We start from the raw sequence: 20,568 nt of genomic DNA, 5'->3' as shown, positions 1-20,568 counted from the left end.
GGCACGGAGACAATCGCCAAGGTGATGGCGCCGCGCGCTTTGTCGCAAATGGTCGGTACGATCTCGATCAACGACATCGATCGCCAGGACCGCACCCGTATCGCCGGCAATCTCTGCAAGACGAAGATGGCCTTCGGCTATAACTGCTCGGCATACGAATATTGGCTGACGGCGACCGGCAAGGTCGACTTCATCGGCCATTTCAAGCTGATGCCCTGGGACCATCTGGCCGGCGTGCTGATCCACCAGGAGGCCGGCGGTTATACAGCCAAACACGATGGCTCGCCCTATCGACCCGGCGAAACCGAGGGTGGCATTCTCTCCGCGCCGAATGAAGAGCTTTGGCAGGAAATCCTGCGCGAAGTCGTCCGGGCGTGATTCAATCTCTCAGGCTTCGGCCCGAAACCTTTGAAAGGATTCGACGATCATGCTGAAACTCGACATCGAGGCTCTCTCCAACCTGCTGCGCGACGCTGCCAAGGCGGAAATCCTGCCGCGCTTCCGTCGGCTCGGCGAGGGTGACATCCGGATCAAGACCGAAGCCTCCGACCTGGTCACCGAAGGCGACGAAGCGGCCGAGCGCTATATCAAGGCGCGGCTCGATTCGGTCCTGCCTGGCGCATTGTTTGTCGGCGAAGAATCAGTCGCTCACGACCCGGCACTGCTGCCGAAACTTGCCGATGCCGATCTGGCGCTGGTGATTGATCCGATCGACGGCACCTTCAATTTCGCCTCGGGCATTCCGCTTTTCGCCGTCATGGCCTCGGTGGTTTCCGGTGGCGAGACGGTGGCCGGCGTCATTTATGACCCGATGGGCGACGATTGGGTTCTGGCCGAGAAGGGCGCCGGCGCTTGGCAGGTTCAGCCCGACGGGCATCGCCGCAAGCTCAAAGTCATCGAACCGGCGCCGCTCGCCGACATGTATGGCATGGCCTCGACCGGCTATTTCCCCGGCGGCAAGCGCGAGACCATTCTCAGCAACATGGCCAAGCTGCGCTTCCYGATGAACTATCGCTGCGCCGGCCACGAATACCGCACCTTCGCCGCCGGCCATGTGCACTATCTCATCTACAACAAGCTAATGCCCTGGGATCATCTGGCCGGAGCGCTGATCTCACAGGAGGCCGGCGCCTATGCCGCCCGGTTGGACGGTTCGCCCTATCTGCCGAGCCATGTCGATGGCGGGTTGGTGCTTACCACCGACAAGGACACATGGGATATGCTCAAGCGCGAGATCTTCATGTTCTGAAAAAGAAATCAGGCCTTGGCGCCATATTTGGCACTGACGCCAAACAGCTTGCCGTTCTCGGCGAACAGCACGCAGGCGATGGCGATCAGTCCATAGCAGAGGAAACCGCCGGCCACCGGCACCACCGTCCCATCATAGACGTAGCCAACAATGGCGCCGAGTGCGGCACCACCGGCTGTCTGCAGGAAGCCGAAGACCGATGAGGCCGTGCCGGCCACCTGGCCGAGCGGCTCCATGGCGAGCGTCGTCGTGTTCGATCCGACCATGCCGAAGCAGAACATCACCAGCGTGAAGATGGCAAGGAAGATAGGGAAGGGCAGGTGGCCGGACAGTGCCAGCACCATCCAGATGGCGCTGAGCGCCGTGAAGCTTATCAGAGCGGTGTGCGCGACCCGGCGCATGCCGAGCGCGCCGACGATGCGCGAATTGAGGAATGACGACACCGCCATCATCGCCGCCACGAAGGCGAAGGCGAGCGGGAAATAGGCGCCAAGCCCGTAAATGTCGACATAGACCTGCTGCGCCGTGCTGATGAAACCGAAAAGCCCGCCCATCGCGAACATCGCCGACAGGCCGTAGAAAAAGGCCGACCTGTTGGAGAAGACCAGCCCAAAACCCTCGGCAATGACGGAAATCCTGAGCGGTCGGCGGTTCTCCGGCTTCATCGTCTCCGCCATGCGCAGAAACGCCCATACCTGGATGACGGCGGCAAGCACCGCCATGAACATGAAGATCGCCTGCCAATGGCCTGAGAACATGATCAACTGGCCGATCGCCGGTGCGATCACCGGGACAATCATGAAGGTCATGAAGATCAGCGACATGACCTCGGCCATCACCCGGCCTTCGAACCGGTCGCGGACAACGGATTGCGCCACGACCCGCGTCGAGGCGGCGCCGACACCCTGGATGAAGCGCAACACCAGCAGCATCTCGAAGCTCGGTGCGATGGCAGCGAAGGCGGCGGCGACCACATAGATCGCCATGCCGGCCATGAGCGGCAGCCGCCGGCCGTAGCGGTCCGAAATCGGCCCGAAGAACAATTGCGCGATGCCGAAGCCGACCAGATAGGAGGTCAGCACGAATTGCCGGTCGTTCTCGTGGGCGACATGCAGCGCCGCGCCCATGGCCGGCAGTGCCGGTAACATGACGTCGATGGCGAGCGAATTCAGCGCCATCAGAAAGGCCATCATGGCAATGAATTCGGAACGTGAAATGAGGCGGGCGGGCGCGGACATGGATTCTCTTCGGGCGGGAATTGGTAAGGTTGGCTTATAACCCCTGAATGTGACGGCGAAAAGTTCAAGTTTGGAATAAATCACGCACGGCGGAGTGATTATTCTCGCAGATGTTGCATATCGTGCCGATGGGCGCCGGCGACCGCCCCGTTGAACCTGCTCGGTCAGTCCATGCTTACAAATAGGAATGAAGGTCTTCGACTTTTTTCCAAGCGAGTTGTCGGGATCTCGTCTCAGACTTCGTCCTCAGGTCGGAGCTCGCACGGGCGTCGTTCAAGGAGGAAGACATGAAGGTCACGCAGCATCTCTGGTTCGAAAAGGACATGGAAACCGCTATCCGCTTCTACACTTCGCTGATACCGGGCTCATCGGTGGGCTGGATTTCCGGGCTGGCCGCCGATACGCCGAGCGGGCCCGCCGGAAGCGTCAGGATTGCCGGTTTCACGCTCGGCGACCAGCGATACATGGCTATCGAGGCAGGACCGCTGGACCCCTTCAACCACAGTTTCTCGATCGTGGTCGAATGCGACAACCAGGCGGAAGTCGATCGTCTCTGGGAGGCGCTGGGCGAGGGCGGGTCCTATGAGCACTGTGGATGGCTGCGTGACCGCTGGGGCCTTTCCTGGCAGATCATACCCAAGCGGTTCGGCGAACTGATGGGCGATCCCGATCAGGCGAAGGTCAAGCGCGTCATGGAGGCCATGCTCAAAATGGTGAAGTTCGACATCGACGGGCTTGAGGCGGCGGCGAACGGCTGAAAGCGCACAACGAGGTGGCCGGCTCAGTTCCGGAACAGCCGGCCGCGCTCTGTCCAGAGCACTGCAAGCACGGCGAACAGGCCGCCGAAGCCGAAGGCGAAAGATAGCGGCACGACCGTGCCGTTATAGGCCTGACCCACCACGCCGCCGCCAATGGTGCCGATGGTCGTCGTCACCACGCCGAACAGTGACGAGGCCGTGCCGGCGATATGGCCAAGCGGCTCAAGCGCGATCGCGTTGACATTGCCCTGCAGCACGCCGAACGCCATCATGCAGATTGAAAGCAGCGCAAATGTCAGCCAGAACGGTGGATTGCCGGCGAGCGCCAGCAGGAACAGGACCAGCCCGGAAGCCGTGAAGATCAGCATCGTGGCATGCGCCACCGGCCGCATGCCGACTTTCCGCACGACGCGGGCGCTGAACAGCGCCGCGATCGCCACGCCCACCGACGAGCCGCCAAATGCCAGCGGAAACAGCGTGCCGAGCCCATAGAGCTCGCCATAGACCTGCTGGACGGAGACGATGTAGGAGAACAGCGAAATAAGCGTCAGCGTGCTCGCCACCGCATAGCCGGCCGTAATCCGGTTGGTGCAGATTTCCACGAGCGCCTCGGCAAGGCTGCCGAGCGCCAATGACCGCCGGTCCCCGATCGCAAGCGTTTCGCGCAAACGTGTCGACATCCAGACGAGGATCAGCGTTGCCGCCACGGTATTGAAGATGAAAATGCCCTTCCAGCCGGCGGCGAGTTCGATCGACTGGCCGATGGTCGGCGCGATGATCGGGATGATCATGAAGGTGGTGAAGACGAAGGTCAGCACCCGGCCCATGGCTTGGCCGGCAAAACAGTCGCGGATCACGGCGAGCGTCACCACCTGCAGCGCCGCCGCCCCCATGCCCTGCAGCACGCGCATGCCGAGCAGCCAGGGAAATTCGGTCATGAACATCGCCGAAACCGACCCGACGAGATACAGGCAGAGACCGGTCGCCAGCAGCGGCTTGCGCCCGAACCGGTCTGCGAGCGGACCATAAAACAGCTGGCTGATCGCAAAGGTGACGGCAAACACCAGGATGACGAGTTGGCGGGTATTTTCATCCTTGATGCCGAATGCCTGCCCCATGGCCGGCAGCGCTGGCAGCAGGATGTCGATCGACATGGCCGCGACCGCTGCCAGCGACGCACACAGCGCGACGAATTCCGTCATCCCAAGATTGGACTTGGACCTGGAAGAAGGCGCAGCCGCAATGTTTTGCGAAGCCGTGTCGTGCATCGTCGCCTCGAAGCAGCAAGGATTGATCGGATCGCGGTGCGTGGCGAGCCGGAGAAAGGCAGAAAAGCTACGGGCCGGAGAACCGGCCCGCGATAAAGATGACTTACGGAAGCGGAAGGGTCAGGCCGCTTCGCCCTTGAGCGCGACGCCATTCTCGGCAAACAGCTTCTGCAGCTCACCGTCCTGGAACATTTCACTGATGATATCACAGCCGCCGACGAACTCGCCCTTCACATAGAGCTGCGGAATGGTCGGCCAGTTGGAATRGGCTTTGATGCCCTGACGGAGGTCGTCGGAAGCCAGCACATTGTGGCCCTTATAGTCGACGCCGACATAGTCGAGAATCTGCACCACGCGGCCGGAGAAGCCACATTGCGGGAAATCCGGGGTGCCCTTCATGAAGAGAACCACGTCGTTGCTCTTCACTTCGTTGTCGATGAATTGTTCTATTGCGCTCATAGGTCATGTCCTTGTTGCACTGCCGGGGTCAAGACCCGGCCGCTATCCCACTATGTATAGTCAACGACATGGCTTTTTTCCAGAAGGCAGCGTGAGATTTTATCATGCACTCAAATCGAGGCGACGGGTCGTTACAAGACAAAATCCTTGTCCTGCAACGTCATCATACCCGTGAGTTCGATCTCGAAATCCGCCTTGCCGTCGCCGTTGACGTCGCCATAGACGAAAGTGTCTCCAGAAACCTGCTCGAAACGGAGTTCGCCGGCCGTGTGGGAAAAGGCATCTTCTCCGATGAAATGGAAGCCTTGGTTCTTGGCTTGATGCGTGTTTGCATCGATTGCCTTGAGGTCGATCTTGTCTTGCTCGGCATGCGAGAAATCGGTGATGATGTCATGCACCTTGGTGCTCACCGGGCTGTCCGTCACCGTATTATAGAGAAAATGGTCGGCGCCTATACCGCCGGTCAGGTGGTCCGCGCCGCCGGAGCCCATGATCTTGTCGTCGCCGTCGTTGCCGAGAATGGTGTCGGCCTCCTTGCCGCCATAGATGCGGTCATTGCCAAGGCCTGCGTCGATCGTGCCGATCTCCTTGCCCTTGCGGCCGTCATAGAGATCGTCGCCCGAAAAAAGCGAGATGGAGCCGATCATCGTCCCCTTATTGGTAATCAGGTCCTTGGCAGGGCTGCTCTCATTGTTGTTGTACAGGCCATAGGCGGCAGATTCGCCCTTGATCTCCCCATAGTTCTTGAGGACGATGGTTTCCGCCGGCGAAAACACACTTACGCGATCGACGGCGTCGACGCCCTCGATCGTGCCGTTATTGATGAGGGTTGACCGGGTGGAAGCACTGCTGCCGTCGAGGGCGACGCCGATTGCGGCCAGCGACCGTATCCCGCCGTCATTGATGACAGTGGAGTTGGAGGCGTGGATGAGCACGCCGAAGCCGGCATTGGCCACCACGAAACCGCCCTGCTGGACATGAACGAATTCGTTCGAGCACGTCGTCGCCGAAGCGCCGAGCACGATCGCTGCCAGTCCGAGGCTGGAATTGGCGACGGTTCCATAGACCTCGACCTGCTGACCGCTACCTGTCCCGTAGACGGTGATGCTTTGCGTGGATGTCACGACGACATTCGGCGCAATCAGCGCACTGTCGGTGGTGCCCAGCGGCACGATGACTGTGACATCGGTGTCGGACTCAGGAAATTGCCAATTCATCGAATGCGCCCTCCAAGGCGGCCCGGCTGCATGCTATGTGAACGGGCCGCCTTGGGGACGGGTGCGTTTATCCGTTTATTCGGGACCGCCCGCGGTCATTTGGTCGCGGTCGGGCATGGAGGCGTGCCGGCGGACGTCCATCGGTGGCTTACTGGACGGTATCGCAGCGGCTGCTCGCGGTCGCGGTGACCTCCCCGGAGACGATGCTGAAGTGCTTCTGCCTCGAAATCACCGAGCCAAAGCCATTCTTGGTGTTTTTTTTGAAAGTCGAGCAATTCTCGGCCGTCGCTTCTTCGCCGCGCTGCCAAAACGTCAGCATATCGCCATCGACGGCAAAATCATCCGATGGCGCGTCCAGTACCGTCTTGCGGGTCGTGAGATCGATGATGACGAGATCGCCCTGTGGTCCGGTGGAGCGCTGCAGGATGAGATATTTGCCCGCCAGATTGCTGTACCAGAGCGCGTCGCCGCCCTTGCCGATGACGAAATCGGCGGACTGCGGATCGAATTTGCAAGTCTTCGGCGCAATCTTGCCGGTGAGACCAGTTACCGCAAACAATGCGCCAGGATCTTCCTTGAACGGCTGAACTGCAACGTGAAAATCCTTGTCGGCATGGCATTCGACGGGCACGGCTTCGGCGAGCGAGACGCAGGAACAGGCATAGGTCACTCCGAGAGCGAAAAGAATCGCCAAGCTCTCCAAGGAATTTCGCCTCCCGAAAAGGTTGGAGCCTAACCAACCGACATTGTCGCCACAGGACGATCCGCGCTTACGTCCTCATCAACGGGACATCAGCCCGGCACCGAGGTCGCTGATCGCGACCTTGGCGCCCGGAATGCCCACTTTGATCATACCTTTGATTTTGCCCCGAATTATCGGCATCACGCCTTTCCTTACTCGCTGGCTGGCAAATGCGCGCCCGCCATGAAGTCATAGGAACCACGATTCATGGGCCTTTTGCAATTGTTCAATTGTGACCCGCCCTGCACCGCCGAGCGTGACCGTGGTTCGCCGGTCGTGCCGATGAACGGTGCGAGAATGCCCCTTCTCCTCCGCCATTTCAGCGGTCGCCAGCCCCAAGCCGCCCGACGAGCAATCGTGTACCCGCTCCTCTGGTTTCGCAAATACCCGCTGATGGAGCAGTTGTGATCGATTGCCGACTTGTCATCCGGTCTGCTGTCCGGACGGGGAATGTCTCAGTCAAGTGAAGAGGCGACAGAGACCAGAACATCTGATAATATTCCGCCCATGAACTGATGTGTCGGCAAATGTTCGGCATACGCGCAAGCACCGCCGGGCAGATTGCGGCTGAAAAGGAGAAGCGCCATGGCGGCATCTCATTTCATGGTCCATGCTCAAGGCGAATATCGACGCCCGGTGGTTCAAAAGATCGGCACCGCGGATATCATCGATGCGCTCAAGCTCGGGATCGAAGACTTCACTGCGAAGCCATCGCATTATGTTTTTCTGTGCCTGATGTATCCGATAGCGGGCGTCGTCCTGATCTTTTGGAGTTCCGGCGCCAACCTGGTGCCGCTGTTCTATCCGCTGATGTCGGGCTTTGCCCTTGTCGGCCCGATTGCAGCTTTGGGCCTTTACGAAATCAGTCGTCGCCGTGAGCAAGGGCTGGACAGTTCCTGGTATCACGCGCTCGCCGTGCGCCACTCGCCTGCGCTGCCGTCCATCATCGCCGTGAGTATCTTATTGCTGGCGCTCTTTATAGGATGGTTGATCGCCGCCGAGAAGATATACGTTGCAGCCTTCGGCAACACCGCTCCGGCGTCGCTCTCCTCGTTCCTGTCGGACGTATTCACGACGCCTCAGGGCTGGTCGCTTATCTTGTGGGGAAACCTGATCGGGTTCGTGTTCGCCCTGGTGGTTCTGGCAACGACGGTGGTCACGTTCCCGCTGCTGCTCGACCGGCATGTGCGGGCAGCGGTGGCCATCAATGCAAGCGTGCGGGCGACATTGACCAATCCGGTGCCGGTGGCGCTCTGGGGTCTGATCATCGCGGCCTCGCTGCTCGTCGGCACGATCCCGTTGTTTATCGGCCTTGCGCTCGTCATGCCCGTCCTCGGACATTCGACCTGGCATGTCTATCGCAAATTAATCGTCCCCGTACGCGAGGATGGCAACTCTGAAGCCTAGGGAACCTATTTCAACTCTTCTCTGAAACCGTCACTGAATGCGCCGATCTCCGATTCCTAGTCGGCGCCTATGCTGGGAGGTTAGCATGTGGTATCGCGCCGTTTTGGCCAGTTTGCCGCTTATTCTTGTTTCGGCCCCTGGAGCCCACGCCCAGGAGGGAGACGCAACTGCAGGCGCAATCGTGTTCAAGAAATGCGCCGTCTGCCATATAGCGGAAGAGGACAAGAACAAGGTCGGTCCGTCGCTGCATGGCTTGCTCGGACGGAAGGCTGGAACGCACCCGGATTTCAAATATTCGCCGGCCATGCATGCTGCGGGCGAGGGCGGGCTGATCTGGGACGAGGCAACGTTGCGTGACTATCTGCATGATCCCCGGAAAAAGGTGAAGGGAACCAAGATGGCCTTTCCCGGCCTGAAGAATGATGCCGACATCGCCAACGTTGTTGCCTATCTGAAGCAATTCTCCAAGTAGCGGGACAATGTACAAGCGAATCCATTGGATCTTGGGTGCCCCACCAAGGCCAGCGGTAGTACAAGGTGCCAAGCATTGATGGGTGCGGCGGTAATTGCTCGCACGAGATGTTTATGAGATAATGCTAAAAATCTTTCGCCGGATCGCGTGCGTCATGCTCGCGGCCGGGGTCAGGAGCGAAAATGGCTATCGTGCTGCTTCTCGTTCTTGTGGTGGTGGCTTCCATTGCATTCCACCTGCTCAGCCCTTGGTGGTGGACACCGATTGCTTCAAACTGGAACTACATCGACAACACCATCGTCATCACCTTCTGGATCACTGGCATCGTCTTCTCCCTTGTCGTGTCGTTCGTGGCCTATTGCGTCTGGCGTTTTCGCCATCGCCCGGGAAACGTCGCGGCCTATCAGCCAGAGAGCAGGCGGCTGGAATGGTGGCTTGCTATCGGAACGGCGATCGGCGTGGCGGCCATGCTGGCGCCGGGGCTGGTCGTCTGGAAACAGTTTGTGACGGTGCCTGCCGACGCCGCGACGGTGGAGATCATCGGCCAGCAATGGCTATGGAGCTTCCGTCTGCCCGGCGCCGACGGCCGCCTGGGGCGGGCCGATACCCGCGCCGTCAGCGCTGACAATCCGCTTGGGATCAATCCGAGCGACAAGGACGGCCTGGACGACGTTGTCGTTCAGACGGGCGAACTGCATCTTCCCGTCGGCAAGCCGGTGCATGTGCTGCTGCGTTCGATCGATGTCCTGCACGATTTCTACGTGCCCGAATTCCGGGCGAAGATGGACATGATTCCTGGCAGCGTCACCTATTTCTGGTTCACCCCGACGCGTACTGGAACCTTCGACGTCCTGTGCGCCGAATTGTGTGGTGTCGGTCATCCGCAGATGCGCGGTACGGTCATCGTCGACGATGAGGCCAACTATCAGGCCTGGCTGCGCGAGCAGCAGACATTCGCACAGATGACAGCATCGGCCGACACCAATCAGGAGAAATGAAACCGGCAAGCTGCCGGCAATGAGGTCTTTCAATCGAGGGAGCCTGGAGGAGACGCGACGTGGTCGACATCAGATATGGTTCCAAGGAGGTCATCTCGCCTGCCGAGGTCGAGGATGTGGAGCTCTACCATCCGAAAAGCTGGTGGACCAAATACGTCTTCAGCCAGGATGCCAAGGTGATCGCGGTCCAATATTCGCTGACGGCAACTGCCATCGGCGTGGTGGCGCTGGTGCTTTCCTGGCTGATGCGCCTGCAGCTCGGATTTCCCGGCTATTTCGATTTCATCGATGCCCAACACTATTATCAGTTCATCACCATGCACGGCATGATCATGGTGATCTACCTGCTGACCGCCTTGTTTCTAGGCGGTTTCGGCAACTATCTGATTCCCCTGATGCTCGGCGCCCGCGACATGGTGTTTCCCTATGTCAACATGCTCAGCTACTGGGTCTATCTGCTCGCCGTGCTGGTGCTGGTCGCCGGCTTTTTCGCGCCCGGCGGACCGACCGGCGCCGGTTGGACGCTGTATCCGCCACAGTCGGTGCTGTCCGGCACGCCGGGCGGCAGCGATTGGGGCATTATCCTGATGCTGTTGTCGCTGATCCTGTTCATCATCGGCTTCACCATGGGCGGCCTGAATTATGTCGTGACCGTGCTGCAAGGCCGTGCCCGGGGTATGACGCTGATGCGCATGCCGCTCACCGTGTGGGGCATCTTCACCGCCACCGTCATGGCCCTGCTGGCCTTTCCGGCGCTGTTCGTCGCCTCGGTGATGATGCTGCTCGACCGGGTGCTGGGGACGAGCTTCTTCATGCCCGCCATCGTCGAGATGGGGGAACAGCTGAAGCATGGGGGCGGCAGCCCGATCCTGTTTCAGCATCTCTTCTGGTTCTTCGGACATCCCGAAGTCTATATCGTCGCGCTTCCCGCTTTCGGCATCGTCTCGGACCTGATCAGCACCCATGCCCGCAAGAACATCTTCGGCTACCGGATGATGGTGTGGGCCATCCTCATCATCGCCGTGCTGAGCTTCGTCGTCTGGGCGCATCATATGTATGTGAGCGGCATGAACCCGAATTTCGGCTTCTTCTTCGCCACTACCACACTCATCATCGCAATACCCACGGCAATCAAGGTCTATAACTGGCTGCTGACGCTCTGGCGCGGCGACATTCACCTCACACAGCCGATGCTTTTCGCGCTCGGCTTCATCGTCACCTTCGTCAATGGCGGGCTGACGGGCCTGTTCCTCGGCAATGTCGTAGTCGACGTGCCATTGTCCGACACGATGTTCGTCGTCGCCCATTTCCACATGGTGATGGGTGTGGCGCCGATCATGGTGGTGTTCGGGGCGATCTATCACTGGTATCCGAAAGTCACCGGGCGGATGCTGGACGAGACGATGGGCCGGCTTCACTTCTGGGTGACCTTCGTCGGCGCCTATGCGATCTTCTTCCCCATGCACTATATCGGCCTCCTGGGCGTGCCGCGCCGCTATTACGAACTGGGCAACGCTGCGTTCATTCCGCCCTCCGTTCACACGCTCAATGAGTTCATCTCCGTCGCCGCGCTGATCGTCGGCGCTGCACAGGTGATGTTCCTGTTCAATTTGGGCTGGAGCCTGTTCAGGGGCAAGCCGTCGGGCGGCAATCCCTGGCGGGCAACGACGCTCGAATGGCAGACGCCGCAAACGCCGCCCGCGCACGGAAACTGGGGCAAGGACCTGCCGATCGTCTATCGCTGGGCCTATGACTACAGCGTGCCCGGCGCAGCCGAAGATTTCGTGCCGCAGAACCAGCCGGGGCTGAGCCCAGCAACGCGCGAGGCGGCGTCATGAGCGTCATGCTGGTGTTCCTCGCGGGCATCGTCGCCATCATCGTCTGGTGGATGGCCCAGCAGCGGCTGACGTCCCGGCCATGGCTGGAGGTGGGGCACCTCGAAAAGCCGGTCGCGGGCGAGCGCTTGCCGATCGAACCGGCTAAGGTCGGGCTCGGCGTGTTTCTCGCGGTGGTCGGCTCGCTTTTCAGCCTGTTCGTCAGCGCCTATCTGATGCGCGTCGGCAGGGACGACTGGTGGTCGATCCCCGTTCCCCCGCAGCTCTGGCTGAACACTGCGGTGCTGATCCTAAGCACCGTCGCGCTGGAAACGGCAAAATCCGAAGCGCGGCGCGGGCACGCCAACGCGATGAGGATCGCCATCTTTGCGGCATCCGCGACGGCAATCCTGTTTCTGGTGGGACAGGTCCTGGCCTGGCGGCAGCTGAATGCCCAGGGTTATGGCCTGGCGGGCAATCCGGCAAACAGCTTCTTCTACCTGCTCACCGGCATGCATGGCCTGCATATTCTCGGAGGGCTTGCGGCCCTTGGCCGGACGACCGCCAAGGCCTGGAGCGGACCGGTGACCGCCAGCATGCAGCTGAGCGTGGAATTGTGTGCGATCTACTGGCATTTCATGCTGTTCGTCTGGCTGATCCTGCTCGGGCTGTTTGCCGGTTGGGCCGGCCGTATTGTCGATATTTGCAGCCAGTTGCTGACATAGGGAGTGCTGACGGTGTCTGACACGGTAGAAACCCACTCCATCGAGCCGCTTCAACGGCCGGCAGGGCTGCGCGGCGTCGCGGCCGATCTGTCTTCGGACCAGCGCGCGTTCAAGAATGTGCCCTGGGGCAAGGCCATGATGTGGATCTTCCTCCTCAGCGACACATTCGTTTTCGGATGCTTCCTGCTCGCCTATATGACGGCCAGGATGTCGACGACGGTCGTCTGGCCCAATCCAAGCGAAGTCTTTGCGCTGACCATCGGGGGCACCAAGATACCCCTGATCCTGATCGCCATCATGACCTTCGTGCTGATCAGCAGCAGCGGCACGATGGCAATGGCCGTCAATTTCGGCTACCGGCGGGAACGGCGCACGACGGCGATCCTGATGCTGGCGACCGCCGCTCTCGGCGCCACATTCGTTGGCATGCAGGCGTTCGAATGGTCAAAGCTGATCGGGGAAGGGGTGCGGCCCTGGGGCAATCCATGGGGAGCGGTGCAGTTCGGCTCGTCCTTCTTCATGATCACCGGCTTTCACGGCACCCATGTGTCGATCGGCGTGCTCTTTCTTGTCATCATCGCCCGCAAGGTCTGGCGCGGTGATTTCGACACGCAGCGACGGGGATTTTTCACCAGCCGCAAGGGCAATTACGAGGTCGTCGAGATCCTCGGGCTTTACTGGCACTTCGTCGATCTCGTCTGGGTCTTCATCTTCGCGTTTTTCTATCTTTGGTGAGGTGAGCGGATGACACAAATAGCGACGCAATCCACCCAGCAGCACCCGATCAAGCTCTATTTCGTCGTCTGGGGCTGGCTGTTCGTGCTCAGCACCTGTTCCTATATGGTCGACTATTTGGGCATCCAGGGTTATCTGAGATGGTCGTTGATCATCCTCTTCATGATCCTGAAGGCGGGGCTCATCGTCGCCGTCTTCATGCACATGGCCTGGGAGCGGCTTGCGCTGGTCTACGCCATCCTGCTTCCACCTATTCTGGTGCTTGTCTTCGTTACAATGATGGCGTCGGAATCGAGCTATACGATCTTCACGCGTCTGCTCTTCTTCAGCAACGGGGCTTGAATTGATCGTTTGCGGCATTCAAGCTGCCGCCAAACACGGCTTCAGACCACGCGGGAAACCAACTCGTCCGTCGCAGCTCACTCCGGCGCTGACGTCTGCAGCGCCAGCGCATGCAGCACGCCGCCCATATTGCCCTGCAGCGCCTGGTAGACCATCTGGTGTTGCTGTACCCGGCTCTTGCCGCGAAACGCCTCGGCCACGACTTCCGCAGCATAATGATCGCCATCGCCGGCGAGGTCACGGATGGTGACCTTGGCGCCCGGAATGCCCGCTTTGATCATGTCTTCGATGTCGCCCGGATTCATCGGCATGGCGTGTCTCCTTACTCGCTGGCTGGCAGTTCGCCGGCCATGAAATCAGGGAACCACGATTCATGGGTCTTGCGCAATTGTTCAATTGCGATCGGCCGCGCAGTACCGAGGGTGACGGTGGCTCCGCCGGTCGTGCCGATCTGCGGCGCGAAGATGCCTTTCTCCTCGGCCAGTTCGACGAGCTCGTCCACATCGTCGCGCTCGACGGTCAGCACATAGCGGCCCTGGTCCTCGCCGAAGAAAGCGGCGATAGGGTTGCCGTCGACCGGCACGCTGACAGTGGCGCCGATATTGGATGCCATCGCCATTTCGGCAATTGCCAGCCCCAGCCCGCCGGATGAGCAGTCGTGCACGGCCGTCGCCATGCCGTCGCGGATCAGGTCGCGGACGAAATCGCCGACAAGCCGTTCCTGCGCCAGATCGACCGGTGGCGGCGGACCGTCGGTGCGGCCGTGGATGTCGCGCATATAGACCGATTGCGCCAGATGCGTACCCCAGGAGGACGGGGCGCCGATCAGGAAGATCGCCTGGTTCTCTTCGGCAAAGGCGATGCGGCCGGTGCGCTTCCAGTCAGGGATGAGACCGACGCCGCCGATCGTCGGCGTCGGCATGATCCCCACGCCATTGGTCTCATTATAGAGCGACACGTTGCCGGAGACGATCGGGAAATCGAGTGCCGTGCAGGCTTCGCCGATGCCCTTGATGGCATGCACCAGTTGACTCATGATCTCCGGCTTTTCCGGATTGCCGAAATTGAGGTTATCGGTTGCCGCCAGGGGCAGGGCGCCGGTGGCGGTGAGATTGCGCCAGCATTCGGCCACCGCCTGCTTGCCGCCTTCATAGGCATCTGCTTCGACATAGCGCGGCGTGACGTCGGAGGAAAAGGCGAGCGCCTTCCATTCCTGACCTTCGACGCGGATGACGCCGGCATCGCCACCCGGGCGCTGCAGTGAATTGCCCTGGATCAGCGTGTCATATTGCTCGTAAACCCAGCGGCGAGAGGAATTGTTGGCCGAACCGACCAGCTTCAACAGCGCATCGGCAATATCGGCCTGCGGCACGTCATTGTCGAGGAGTGGAGCTGGCTTGGCGAGCGGCGTCCACGGCCGGTCATATTCCGGCGCCTCGTCGCCCAGTTCCTTGATCGGCAGGTTGGCGACTTCGGCGCCCTGATGCAGCACGCGGAAGCGCAGATCATTGGTGGTCTTGCCGACGATCGCGAAGTCGAGGCCCCATTTGACGAAGATCGCCTTGGCCTCGCCCTCTTTTTCCGGGCGCAGCACCATCAGCATACGCTCCTGGCTTTCCGAGAGCATCATCTCGTAAGCCGTCATCTTCTCTTCGCGCACCGGCACCTTGTCGAGATCGAGTTCGATGCCAAGATCGCCCTTTGCGCCCATTTCGACGGCGGAGCAGGTGAGGCCTGCAGCACCCATGTCCTGGATGGCGATGACGGCGCCGGTCTGCATCAGTTCGAGGCAGGCCTCCAACAGGCACTTTTCAGTGAAGGGATCGCCGACCTGCACGGTGGGCCGTTTCTCCTCGATCGATGCGTCGAATTCGGCCGAAGCCATGGTTGCGCCGCCGACGCCGTCGCGGCCGGTCTTGGCGCCGAGATAGACGACCGGTAGGCCGACGCCCTCCGCCTTGGAGTAGAAGATCGCATCGGATTTCGCCAGACCAGCGGCAAAGGCGTTGACGAGGATATTGCCGTTGTAGCGCGCATCGAATTCGACTTCGCCGCCGACCGTCGGCACGCCGAAGGAATTGCCATAGCCGCCGACACCGGCGACTACGCCGGACACCAGATGCCGGGTCTTCGGGTGATCCGGAGCACCGAATCTCAGGGCGTTCATCGCCGCCACCGGCCGTGCGCCCATGGTGAACACGTCGCGCAAGATGCCGCCGACGCCGGTCGCCGCGCCCTGATAGGGCTCGATATAGGAGGGGTGGTTGTGGCTCTCCATYTTGAAGACAACGCATTCGCCATCGTCGATATCGACCACGCCCGCATTCTCGCCCGGTCCCTGGATGACGCGCGGTCCCGTGGTCGGCAGCGTCCTCAGCCATTTCTTGGAGGATTTGTAGGAGCAGTGCTCGTTCCACATGGCGGAAAAAATGCCGAGTTCGGTGAAGCTGGGCTCGCGCCCGATCAGCCCCAGGATCCGCTGATATTCATCCGGTTTCAGGCCGTGGCTGGCGATCAGATCCTCGGTGATGGGGCGGTCGTTGGAAACGGTCATCGGGCTCTCGAAGTGGTTGGGAGGCGGCGTTCGCCAGCCTATAACCCATGCCGTTCGCATGTGCGACAGGAAAATGGCCGGATCAACAGGCAGCGTCGATCATGAGGATGTGGCTTTCCGGCTTCAGGCAAGTGTGTTTGGTTAACAAGCCGGCAATCTTTCGGCGATATTGCTCAACTCCCGTTCATAGCCATGATAACGACACGTGATGACAATACCCGGCAATGAGAGCCTGAACAGGAATGGTGCATGATGACCAAGCATACCCGTCACAACAACGACACTCTCTCTGACGACAGCCGCGCGGCAACCGCCCAAACGATGCCAGTCTACACCATCCCCGAGATCGCCGACTACCTGATCAACGGCTATTGGAAGAGCGAGGGCGAGTCCCACCGCAGTTGGTCGAGCAACACCATCACCTATGATCTCAGCGGCATCGAGGCCGATCGCAGGTCATTGGTGAAGCTCGCTTTGGCGTCCTGGTCGGAATTGACTGGGCTGACATTCAAGGCGGACTCCAGCAATGCCGACATCACCTTCACCGAAAAGGGCAACATGACGGCGGCGACCAGTACGCCCGTCTCCGGCCATTCGATCCAAAGCGCGACCATCAACATCAGCTCCGATTGGAGCACGACGTCGAAGATGGACAGCTATCTGATGCAGACCATCGTCCACGAACTCGGTCATGCCTTGGGGCTCGGCCATTCCGGACCGTATAACGGCAGCGCCGAATATGGCGTCGACAACATCTACCAGAACGACACCTGGCAATATTCGGTCATGTCCTACATGGAGCAGGCCAATTACAACAACGCCTCGACCCGCTATGTGATGACGCCGCAGATGGCCGACATCTATGCCATCCAGGAAATCTATGGCGCCGGCACGGCGCGCTCCGGCAACACGACCTATGGCTTCAACGTCTCCGGGCAGGAAACGGCGACCGCAGCGCTCTACGATTTCGACAACTATAACAAAGCACCGTCACTGACGATCTACGATAGCGGCGGCAACGATACGCTCGACCTCTCCGGTTACAGCGCGTCGCAGAAGATCGACCTGGTGGGCGGCACGTGGTCTGACGTCGGCGGCCTCAAAGGCAATATCGGCATCTACCGGACAAGCGTGATCGAGAATGCCATCGGCGGCTCGGGGCATGACAACATCATCGGCAACACTGCCGCCAACACGTTGGAAGGTCTCGGCGGCGCCGACAAGCTCTCCGGCGGCACCGGCAACGACACGCTAACCGGTGGCACTGGTGGCGACGTCTTCGTCTTCCATTCCGGCTGGGACAAGGACACGATCACCGACTTCACCGCCGGCGCGGATACGATCAATCTCAGGAACTTCGATCTCGGCAGCTTCAAAGAGGTGCGTTCGATCGCCCATGACGCCGGCCAGGACCTCGTCCTCAATTTCGGCCATGGTGACACGCTGACGATCGACGATTTCAGCAAATCCGACCTGTCTTCAGGAGAGTTCCTGCTGTAGCGATCAGCAGCCTTCGCCGCCGCGCACCCAGTTGTTGACGTCCTTGTGGACGCGGCCCGACAGAGCGGGCTCGTCCATCAGCGGGCCGAAGGCATCGATCTTGGCCGGCGAACCCTGAGCCTGCACGACGAGCAGCGGGCGTGAGGTCGGCGCATTCTTCTTGACCAGCAGGATACGCGGCGTGCCGGAATAGGAGTCGAGTTCGGGCGCCAGCTTGTAGGAAACGAACATCGGATCGTTCGACTTGAACCAGCAGCGATTGGCACCGAGCATCACCCGCTCCATCACCGGCAGCGCGCCTGTCTCGACGGACGGTGTGTTCCGGGTGGTGCTGCAGGCGGCAAGGCCGGCGAGCAGCGGAAGAACGGTGGCACGAACAACAAGGCGCATGGAAACACTCCGGGAAACGGGCTGATTGATCAGTCTTGTCTAAAAAGCGAAGCTTATGCGGCGATGACGTCGAGTGCTGCGGCAAACAGGGCGCGGCCATCGTCGCCGCCATGCGCCGCCTCGATCAGGTTTTCCGGATGCGGCATCATGCCGAGCACGTTGCCGCGTGTGTTGATGATGCCGGCAATGTCGTTGATCGAGCCGTTGGGATTGGTTTCCTTGGTATAGCGGAAAACCACCTGATCCTCGCCTTCGAGCCGCGTCAACGTTTCCTCGTCGGCGAAATAATTGCCGTCGTGATGGGCGACCGGGCAGCGGATGATCTCGCCCTTGTCATAGCCGCGGGTGAAAGCCGTCCGGTTGTTGACGACTTCGAGCTTGATCTCGCGGCAGACGAATTTCAGCGAGGCGTTGCGCATCAGCGCGCCCGGCAGCATGCCGGCTTCGAGCAGAATCTGGAAGCCGTTGCAGACGCCGATCACTTTCACGCCCTTTTCAGCCTTTTCCCGGATCGCCTGCATCACCGGCATCCGTGCCGCAATCGCGCCGCAGCGCAGATAGTCGCCATAGGAAAAGCCGCCGGGGATAACGATCAGGTCGACGCCATCGGGAATGCTGGTCTCGGTCTGCCAGACGGTGATCGGTGCCGTACCGGAAATCTTGGTCAAGGCCGCGATCATGTCGCGGTCTCGGTTAAGGCCGGGAAGCTGGACGACGGCGGACTTCATGGGGCGTTCTCCGGAATAACGGTCAGGAATTGCGGCGGCACTTCGGCGGTGAGCCATACGCCATTGTCGGCGACAAAGAAAGCGTATCCGTGGCCGGCCATGCCAGCGGTGTCGACCGTCAACAGGATATGCGGCCCCTTGCGGCGGACAGCGACGGTCTTCGCCGTTTCAAGGTCGGGCGACAGGTGCACATGCGTGCGGTCCATCGGCTTCAGCCCGGAAAGCTGGATGTCCTCCCACGCCTTCGCAGTCGTGCCGTGATAGAGCGCAGCCGGCGGGACAGAGGGCGGCAGTTCGAGCTTCACCTCGATGCTGTGGCCTTGCGCGGCGCGGATACGGTCACCTGACAGTGTGAAACGCTTCTTGGTATTCTCGTCGATGACGCGGCGGATATCGGCATCGGTGACGCCAAATTTCGCACAGACCTTGCGGCTGAGTTGCGGATAATCCGTCCAGCCTTCGGCATCGAGCGTGAGCCCTATCTCCTGCGGTGCATGACGCAGCACATAGCTCAGGAATTTGGAGATTTCGGTATCTGAAGCGGACATGATCAAGTCGCCGGATCGTATGGTGTTTGGCCACGCTCGGACATTTCGCGAAGTTCGAGGCGAGTCTCGATGCGGTCGAGGCGTTGCTCGGTTCGTGCCAGCATGCCGTGGACGTTATGAGTATCCTGCTGCACTGAAATGAGCGTGCCTGTCAGTGCGCGGACCTCTGCTTTCAGCTCGCGCTGCCCCTCCTTCAATCCGGAAATATCGGATTGAATTCGTTTGAGCATCTCGTAGATCAAATCACCGCTGATTTCAGCCATACCTGCGTCACTCTCACGAGAGAGTAACAGTATAGTTCTCGATCACCGTATTGGCGAGCAGCTTTTCGCACATGGATTGCAGTTCGGTCTCGGCTTTCGTCTTGTCGTCGTGGTCGATGACGAGATCGAATACTTTGCCCTGGCGCACACCACCAACGCCGGAGAAGTCGAGGGCGGAAAGTGCGCCCTCGATTGCCTTGCCCTGCGGGTCCAGAACGCCGTTCTTCAGCGTGACGACGACGCGTGCCTTGATCATCTTTCCCTCTTTATTCTCAGAATGCGGCCTCGCGCATGTCTCCCGTAAAGTGGTCCCGGTTTCGGGACAAAGACATGCGCAAAACAAAGAGCTTTATCCGTTAGTCGGATTTCACCAGAACCGGGCCGCCGCTGCGGATGGGCTCGTTTTCGTTGATGATGCCGAGCCGGCGGGCGACTTCCTGGTAGGCGTCGAGCAGACCGCCCAGGTCCTTGCGGAACCGGTCCTTGTCGAGCCGCTCCCGCGTCTCGATATCCCAGAGCCGGCAGGAATCGGGCGAGATCTCGTCGGCGAGGATGATGCGCATCATGTCGCCTTCGTAGAGCCGGCCGCATTCGATCTTGAAGTCGACGAGCTGGATGCCAACGCCGAGGAAGAGGCCGGTGAGGAAGTCGTTGATGCGGATGGCGAGCGCCATCACGTCATCAAGCTCCTGTGGGCTCGCCCAGCCGAAAGCGGTGATGTGTTCTTCCGACACCATCGGGTCGTCGAGCTGGTCGGACTTGTAGTAGAATTCGATGATCGAGCGCGGCAGAACGAGGCCTTCCTCAATGCCAAGGCGGGTCGCCATCTCGCCGGCGGCGACATTGCGCACCACGACTTCGAGCGGGATCATCTCAACTTCGCGGATCAATTGCTCGCGCATGTTGAGGCGGCGGATGAAATGCGTCGGGATGCCGATACGGTTCAAATGGGTGAAAATGAATTCGGAAATCCGGTTGTTGATGACGCCCTTGCCGTCGATGATCTCATGCTTCTTCTTGTTGTTTGCCGTTGCGTCGTCCTTGAAGAACTGCACCAGCGTACCCGGTTCCGGACCTTCGTAAAGGATCTTGCCCTTACCTTCATAGATCCGGCGGCGACGGTTGTTCATATCGTTCTCTTATGTTGGCTGCGGACTCAGA

24 protein-coding genes are annotated in these 20,568 nt (G+C 60.2%); 11 read left to right on the top strand and 13 right to left on the bottom strand.

The window, feature by feature from the left end:
* A partial coding sequence (locus AC1DYF_RS19995; RefSeq protein ID WP_477878508.1) for an inositol monophosphatase family protein occupies window positions 1-378 on the top strand: 378 nt, incomplete at its 5' end.
* Window positions 379-427: 49 nt separating this feature from the next.
* The gene (locus AC1DYF_RS19990) at window positions 428-1,249 is read left to right on the top strand and encodes an inositol monophosphatase family protein (protein ID WP_477878507.1); all 822 of its coding nucleotides are present in this window, start codon (window positions 428-430) and stop codon (window positions 1,247-1,249) included.
* 8 nt (window positions 1,250-1,257) lie between these two features.
* Here AC1DYF_RS19990 and AC1DYF_RS19985 read toward each other — a convergent pair whose 3' ends face one another.
* Complete coding sequence (locus AC1DYF_RS19985; RefSeq protein ID WP_477878506.1) at window positions 1,258-2,487, bottom strand: multidrug effflux MFS transporter; 1,230 nt, start codon at window positions 2,485-2,487, stop codon at window positions 1,258-1,260.
* Between the two features lie 287 nt (window positions 2,488-2,774).
* On the opposite strand from AC1DYF_RS19985, the gene AC1DYF_RS19980 reads away from it, so the two are divergent.
* Window positions 2,775-3,245 carry a VOC family protein gene (locus tag AC1DYF_RS19980; protein ID WP_477878505.1) on the top strand — a complete coding sequence of 157 codons (471 nt, stop codon included), beginning with the start codon at window positions 2,775-2,777 and terminating at the stop codon, window positions 3,243-3,245.
* A gap of 23 nt (window positions 3,246-3,268) precedes the next feature.
* Here AC1DYF_RS19980 and AC1DYF_RS19975 read toward each other — a convergent pair whose 3' ends face one another.
* The 4 genes from AC1DYF_RS19975 to AC1DYF_RS19960 all read right to left on the bottom strand — a co-directional run bounded on the left by AC1DYF_RS19975 (window position 3,269) and on the right by AC1DYF_RS19960 (window position 6,883).
* Window positions 3,269-4,447 carry a multidrug effflux MFS transporter gene (locus AC1DYF_RS19975; RefSeq protein ID WP_477878504.1) on the bottom strand — a complete coding sequence of 393 codons (1,179 nt, stop codon included), beginning with the start codon at window positions 4,445-4,447 and terminating at the stop codon, window positions 3,269-3,271.
* 186 nt (window positions 4,448-4,633) lie between these two features.
* Window positions 4,634-4,972 (bottom strand): Grx4 family monothiol glutaredoxin, encoded by a 339-nt coding sequence (grxD, locus tag AC1DYF_RS19970; protein ID WP_477878503.1) that lies wholly within the window; start codon window positions 4,970-4,972, stop codon window positions 4,634-4,636.
* 131 nt (window positions 4,973-5,103) lie between these two features.
* Window positions 5,104-6,189, bottom strand: a complete 1,086-nt coding sequence (locus AC1DYF_RS19965) for a calcium-binding protein (protein ID WP_477878502.1) — start codon at window positions 6,187-6,189, stop codon at window positions 5,104-5,106.
* Window positions 6,190-6,337: 148 nt separating this feature from the next.
* Window positions 6,338-6,883, bottom strand: coding sequence for a hypothetical protein (locus tag AC1DYF_RS19960; protein ID WP_477878501.1), 546 nt, complete (start codon window positions 6,881-6,883; stop codon window positions 6,338-6,340).
* Window positions 6,884-7,516: 633 nt separating this feature from the next.
* On the opposite strand from AC1DYF_RS19960, the gene AC1DYF_RS19955 reads away from it, so the two are divergent.
* From AC1DYF_RS19955 to AC1DYF_RS19925, 7 genes are all read left to right on the top strand, one after another.
* On the top strand, window positions 7,517-8,338 hold the full coding sequence (locus AC1DYF_RS19955; protein ID WP_477878500.1) for a DUF2189 domain-containing protein: 822 nt from the start codon (window positions 7,517-7,519) through the stop codon (window positions 8,336-8,338).
* Window positions 8,339-8,423: 85 nt separating this feature from the next.
* A complete protein-coding gene (locus AC1DYF_RS19950) occupies window positions 8,424-8,810 on the top strand; it encodes a c-type cytochrome (RefSeq protein WP_477878499.1) in 387 nt (128 codons plus the stop codon).
* A 182-nt stretch (window positions 8,811-8,992) separates the two neighbouring features.
* Window positions 8,993-9,808: a cytochrome c oxidase subunit II gene (locus AC1DYF_RS19945; RefSeq protein WP_477878498.1), complete on the top strand. Its 816-nt coding sequence runs from the start codon at window positions 8,993-8,995 to the stop codon at window positions 9,806-9,808.
* Window positions 9,809-9,867: 59 nt separating this feature from the next.
* Window positions 9,868-11,646 carry a cytochrome c oxidase subunit I gene (gene ctaD, locus AC1DYF_RS19940; RefSeq protein ID WP_477878497.1) on the top strand — a complete coding sequence of 593 codons (1,779 nt, stop codon included), beginning with the start codon at window positions 9,868-9,870 and terminating at the stop codon, window positions 11,644-11,646.
* Window positions 11,643-12,347, top strand: coding sequence for a cytochrome c oxidase subunit 3 (locus AC1DYF_RS19935; RefSeq protein ID WP_477878496.1), 705 nt, complete (start codon window positions 11,643-11,645; stop codon window positions 12,345-12,347). Before ctaD ends, AC1DYF_RS19935 begins: the two co-directional genes overlap by 4 nt.
* Window positions 12,348-12,359: 12 nt before the next feature.
* Window positions 12,360-13,082, top strand: coding sequence for a heme-copper oxidase subunit III family protein (locus AC1DYF_RS19930; RefSeq protein WP_477878495.1), 723 nt, complete (start codon window positions 12,360-12,362; stop codon window positions 13,080-13,082).
* A gap of 9 nt (window positions 13,083-13,091) precedes the next feature.
* Window positions 13,092-13,424: a cytochrome C oxidase subunit IV family protein gene (locus AC1DYF_RS19925; protein WP_477878494.1), complete on the top strand. Its 333-nt coding sequence runs from the start codon at window positions 13,092-13,094 to the stop codon at window positions 13,422-13,424.
* Between the two features lie 77 nt (window positions 13,425-13,501).
* Here AC1DYF_RS19925 and AC1DYF_RS19920 read toward each other — a convergent pair whose 3' ends face one another.
* Window positions 13,502-13,735: a BolA/IbaG family iron-sulfur metabolism protein gene (locus AC1DYF_RS19920; protein WP_477878493.1), complete on the bottom strand. Its 234-nt coding sequence runs from the start codon at window positions 13,733-13,735 to the stop codon at window positions 13,502-13,504.
* An 11-nt stretch (window positions 13,736-13,746) separates the two neighbouring features.
* The gene (gene purL, locus AC1DYF_RS19915) at window positions 13,747-15,978 is read right to left on the bottom strand and encodes a phosphoribosylformylglycinamidine synthase subunit PurL (protein WP_477878492.1); all 2,232 of its coding nucleotides are present in this window, start codon (window positions 15,976-15,978) and stop codon (window positions 13,747-13,749) included.
* Between the two features lie 249 nt (window positions 15,979-16,227).
* Here purL and AC1DYF_RS19910 point away from each other — a divergent pair, with 249 nt between their 5' ends.
* Complete coding sequence (locus tag AC1DYF_RS19910) at window positions 16,228-17,478, top strand: M10 family metallopeptidase (RefSeq protein ID WP_477878491.1); 1,251 nt, start codon at window positions 16,228-16,230, stop codon at window positions 17,476-17,478.
* 3 nt (window positions 17,479-17,481) lie between these two features.
* Here AC1DYF_RS19910 and AC1DYF_RS19905 read toward each other — a convergent pair whose 3' ends face one another.
* The 6 genes from AC1DYF_RS19905 to purC form a co-directional block, all read right to left on the bottom strand.
* The gene (locus tag AC1DYF_RS19905; RefSeq protein WP_477878490.1) at window positions 17,482-17,868 is read right to left on the bottom strand and encodes a hypothetical protein; all 387 of its coding nucleotides are present in this window, start codon (window positions 17,866-17,868) and stop codon (window positions 17,482-17,484) included.
* Window positions 17,869-17,921: 53 nt separating this feature from the next.
* On the bottom strand, window positions 17,922-18,596 hold the full coding sequence (gene purQ / locus AC1DYF_RS19900) for a phosphoribosylformylglycinamidine synthase subunit PurQ (protein WP_477878489.1): 675 nt from the start codon (window positions 18,594-18,596) through the stop codon (window positions 17,922-17,924).
* Window positions 18,593-19,150 (bottom strand): RNA 2'-phosphotransferase, encoded by a 558-nt coding sequence (locus AC1DYF_RS19895; protein WP_477878488.1) that lies wholly within the window; start codon window positions 19,148-19,150, stop codon window positions 18,593-18,595. Before AC1DYF_RS19895 ends, purQ begins: the two co-directional genes overlap by 4 nt.
* Window positions 19,147-19,407 carry a hypothetical protein gene (locus AC1DYF_RS19890; RefSeq protein WP_477878487.1) on the bottom strand — a complete coding sequence of 87 codons (261 nt, stop codon included), beginning with the start codon at window positions 19,405-19,407 and terminating at the stop codon, window positions 19,147-19,149. Before AC1DYF_RS19890 ends, AC1DYF_RS19895 begins: the two co-directional genes overlap by 4 nt.
* Window positions 19,408-19,420: 13 nt before the next feature.
* A complete protein-coding gene (gene purS / locus AC1DYF_RS19885) occupies window positions 19,421-19,663 on the bottom strand; it encodes a phosphoribosylformylglycinamidine synthase subunit PurS (RefSeq protein ID WP_477878486.1) in 243 nt (80 codons plus the stop codon).
* 100 nt (window positions 19,664-19,763) lie between these two features.
* The gene (gene purC, locus AC1DYF_RS19880; protein ID WP_477878485.1) at window positions 19,764-20,537 is read right to left on the bottom strand and encodes a phosphoribosylaminoimidazolesuccinocarboxamide synthase; all 774 of its coding nucleotides are present in this window, start codon (window positions 20,535-20,537) and stop codon (window positions 19,764-19,766) included.
* Window positions 20,538-20,568: the final 31 nt, after the last annotated feature.

The organism is Rhizobium sp. P2_G9 (assembly GCF_056403475.1).
This window is presented reverse-complemented; position numbering and strand designations above follow the sequence as displayed.

Coding starts and splice junctions, on each gene's coding strand:
- AC1DYF_RS19985 (WP_477878506.1), bottom strand. CDS start 2,487: ATGTCCGCGCCCGCCCGCCTCATTTCACGTTCCGAATTCATTGCCATG.
- AC1DYF_RS19980 (WP_477878505.1), top strand. CDS start 2,775: ATGAAGGTCACGCAGCATCTCTGGTTCGAAAAGGACATGGAAACCGCT.
- AC1DYF_RS19975 (WP_477878504.1), bottom strand. CDS start 4,447: ATGACGGAATTCGTCGCGCTGTGTGCGTCGCTGGCAGCGGTCGCGGCC.
- AC1DYF_RS19965 (WP_477878502.1), bottom strand. CDS start 6,189: ATGAATTGGCAATTTCCTGAGTCCGACACCGATGTCACAGTCATCGTG.
- AC1DYF_RS19955 (WP_477878500.1), top strand. CDS start 7,517: ATGGCGGCATCTCATTTCATGGTCCATGCTCAAGGCGAATATCGACGC.
- AC1DYF_RS19950 (WP_477878499.1), top strand. CDS start 8,424: ATGTGGTATCGCGCCGTTTTGGCCAGTTTGCCGCTTATTCTTGTTTCG.
- AC1DYF_RS19945 (WP_477878498.1), top strand. CDS start 8,993: ATGGCTATCGTGCTGCTTCTCGTTCTTGTGGTGGTGGCTTCCATTGCA.
- AC1DYF_RS19935 (WP_477878496.1), top strand. CDS start 11,643: ATGAGCGTCATGCTGGTGTTCCTCGCGGGCATCGTCGCCATCATCGTC.
- AC1DYF_RS19925 (WP_477878494.1), top strand. CDS start 13,092: ATGACACAAATAGCGACGCAATCCACCCAGCAGCACCCGATCAAGCTC.
- AC1DYF_RS19920 (WP_477878493.1), bottom strand. CDS start 13,735: ATGCCGATGAATCCGGGCGACATCGAAGACATGATCAAAGCGGGCATT.
- AC1DYF_RS19910 (WP_477878491.1), top strand. CDS start 16,228: ATGATGACCAAGCATACCCGTCACAACAACGACACTCTCTCTGACGAC.
- AC1DYF_RS19905 (WP_477878490.1), bottom strand. CDS start 17,868: ATGCGCCTTGTTGTTCGTGCCACCGTTCTTCCGCTGCTCGCCGGCCTT.
- purQ (WP_477878489.1), bottom strand. CDS start 18,596: ATGAAGTCCGCCGTCGTCCAGCTTCCCGGCCTTAACCGAGACCGCGAC.
- AC1DYF_RS19890 (WP_477878487.1), bottom strand. CDS start 19,407: ATGGCTGAAATCAGCGGTGATTTGATCTACGAGATGCTCAAACGAATT.
- purS (WP_477878486.1), bottom strand. CDS start 19,663: ATGATCAAGGCACGCGTCGTCGTCACGCTGAAGAACGGCGTTCTGGAC.
- purC (WP_477878485.1), bottom strand. CDS start 20,537: ATGAACAACCGTCGCCGCCGGATCTATGAAGGTAAGGGCAAGATCCTT.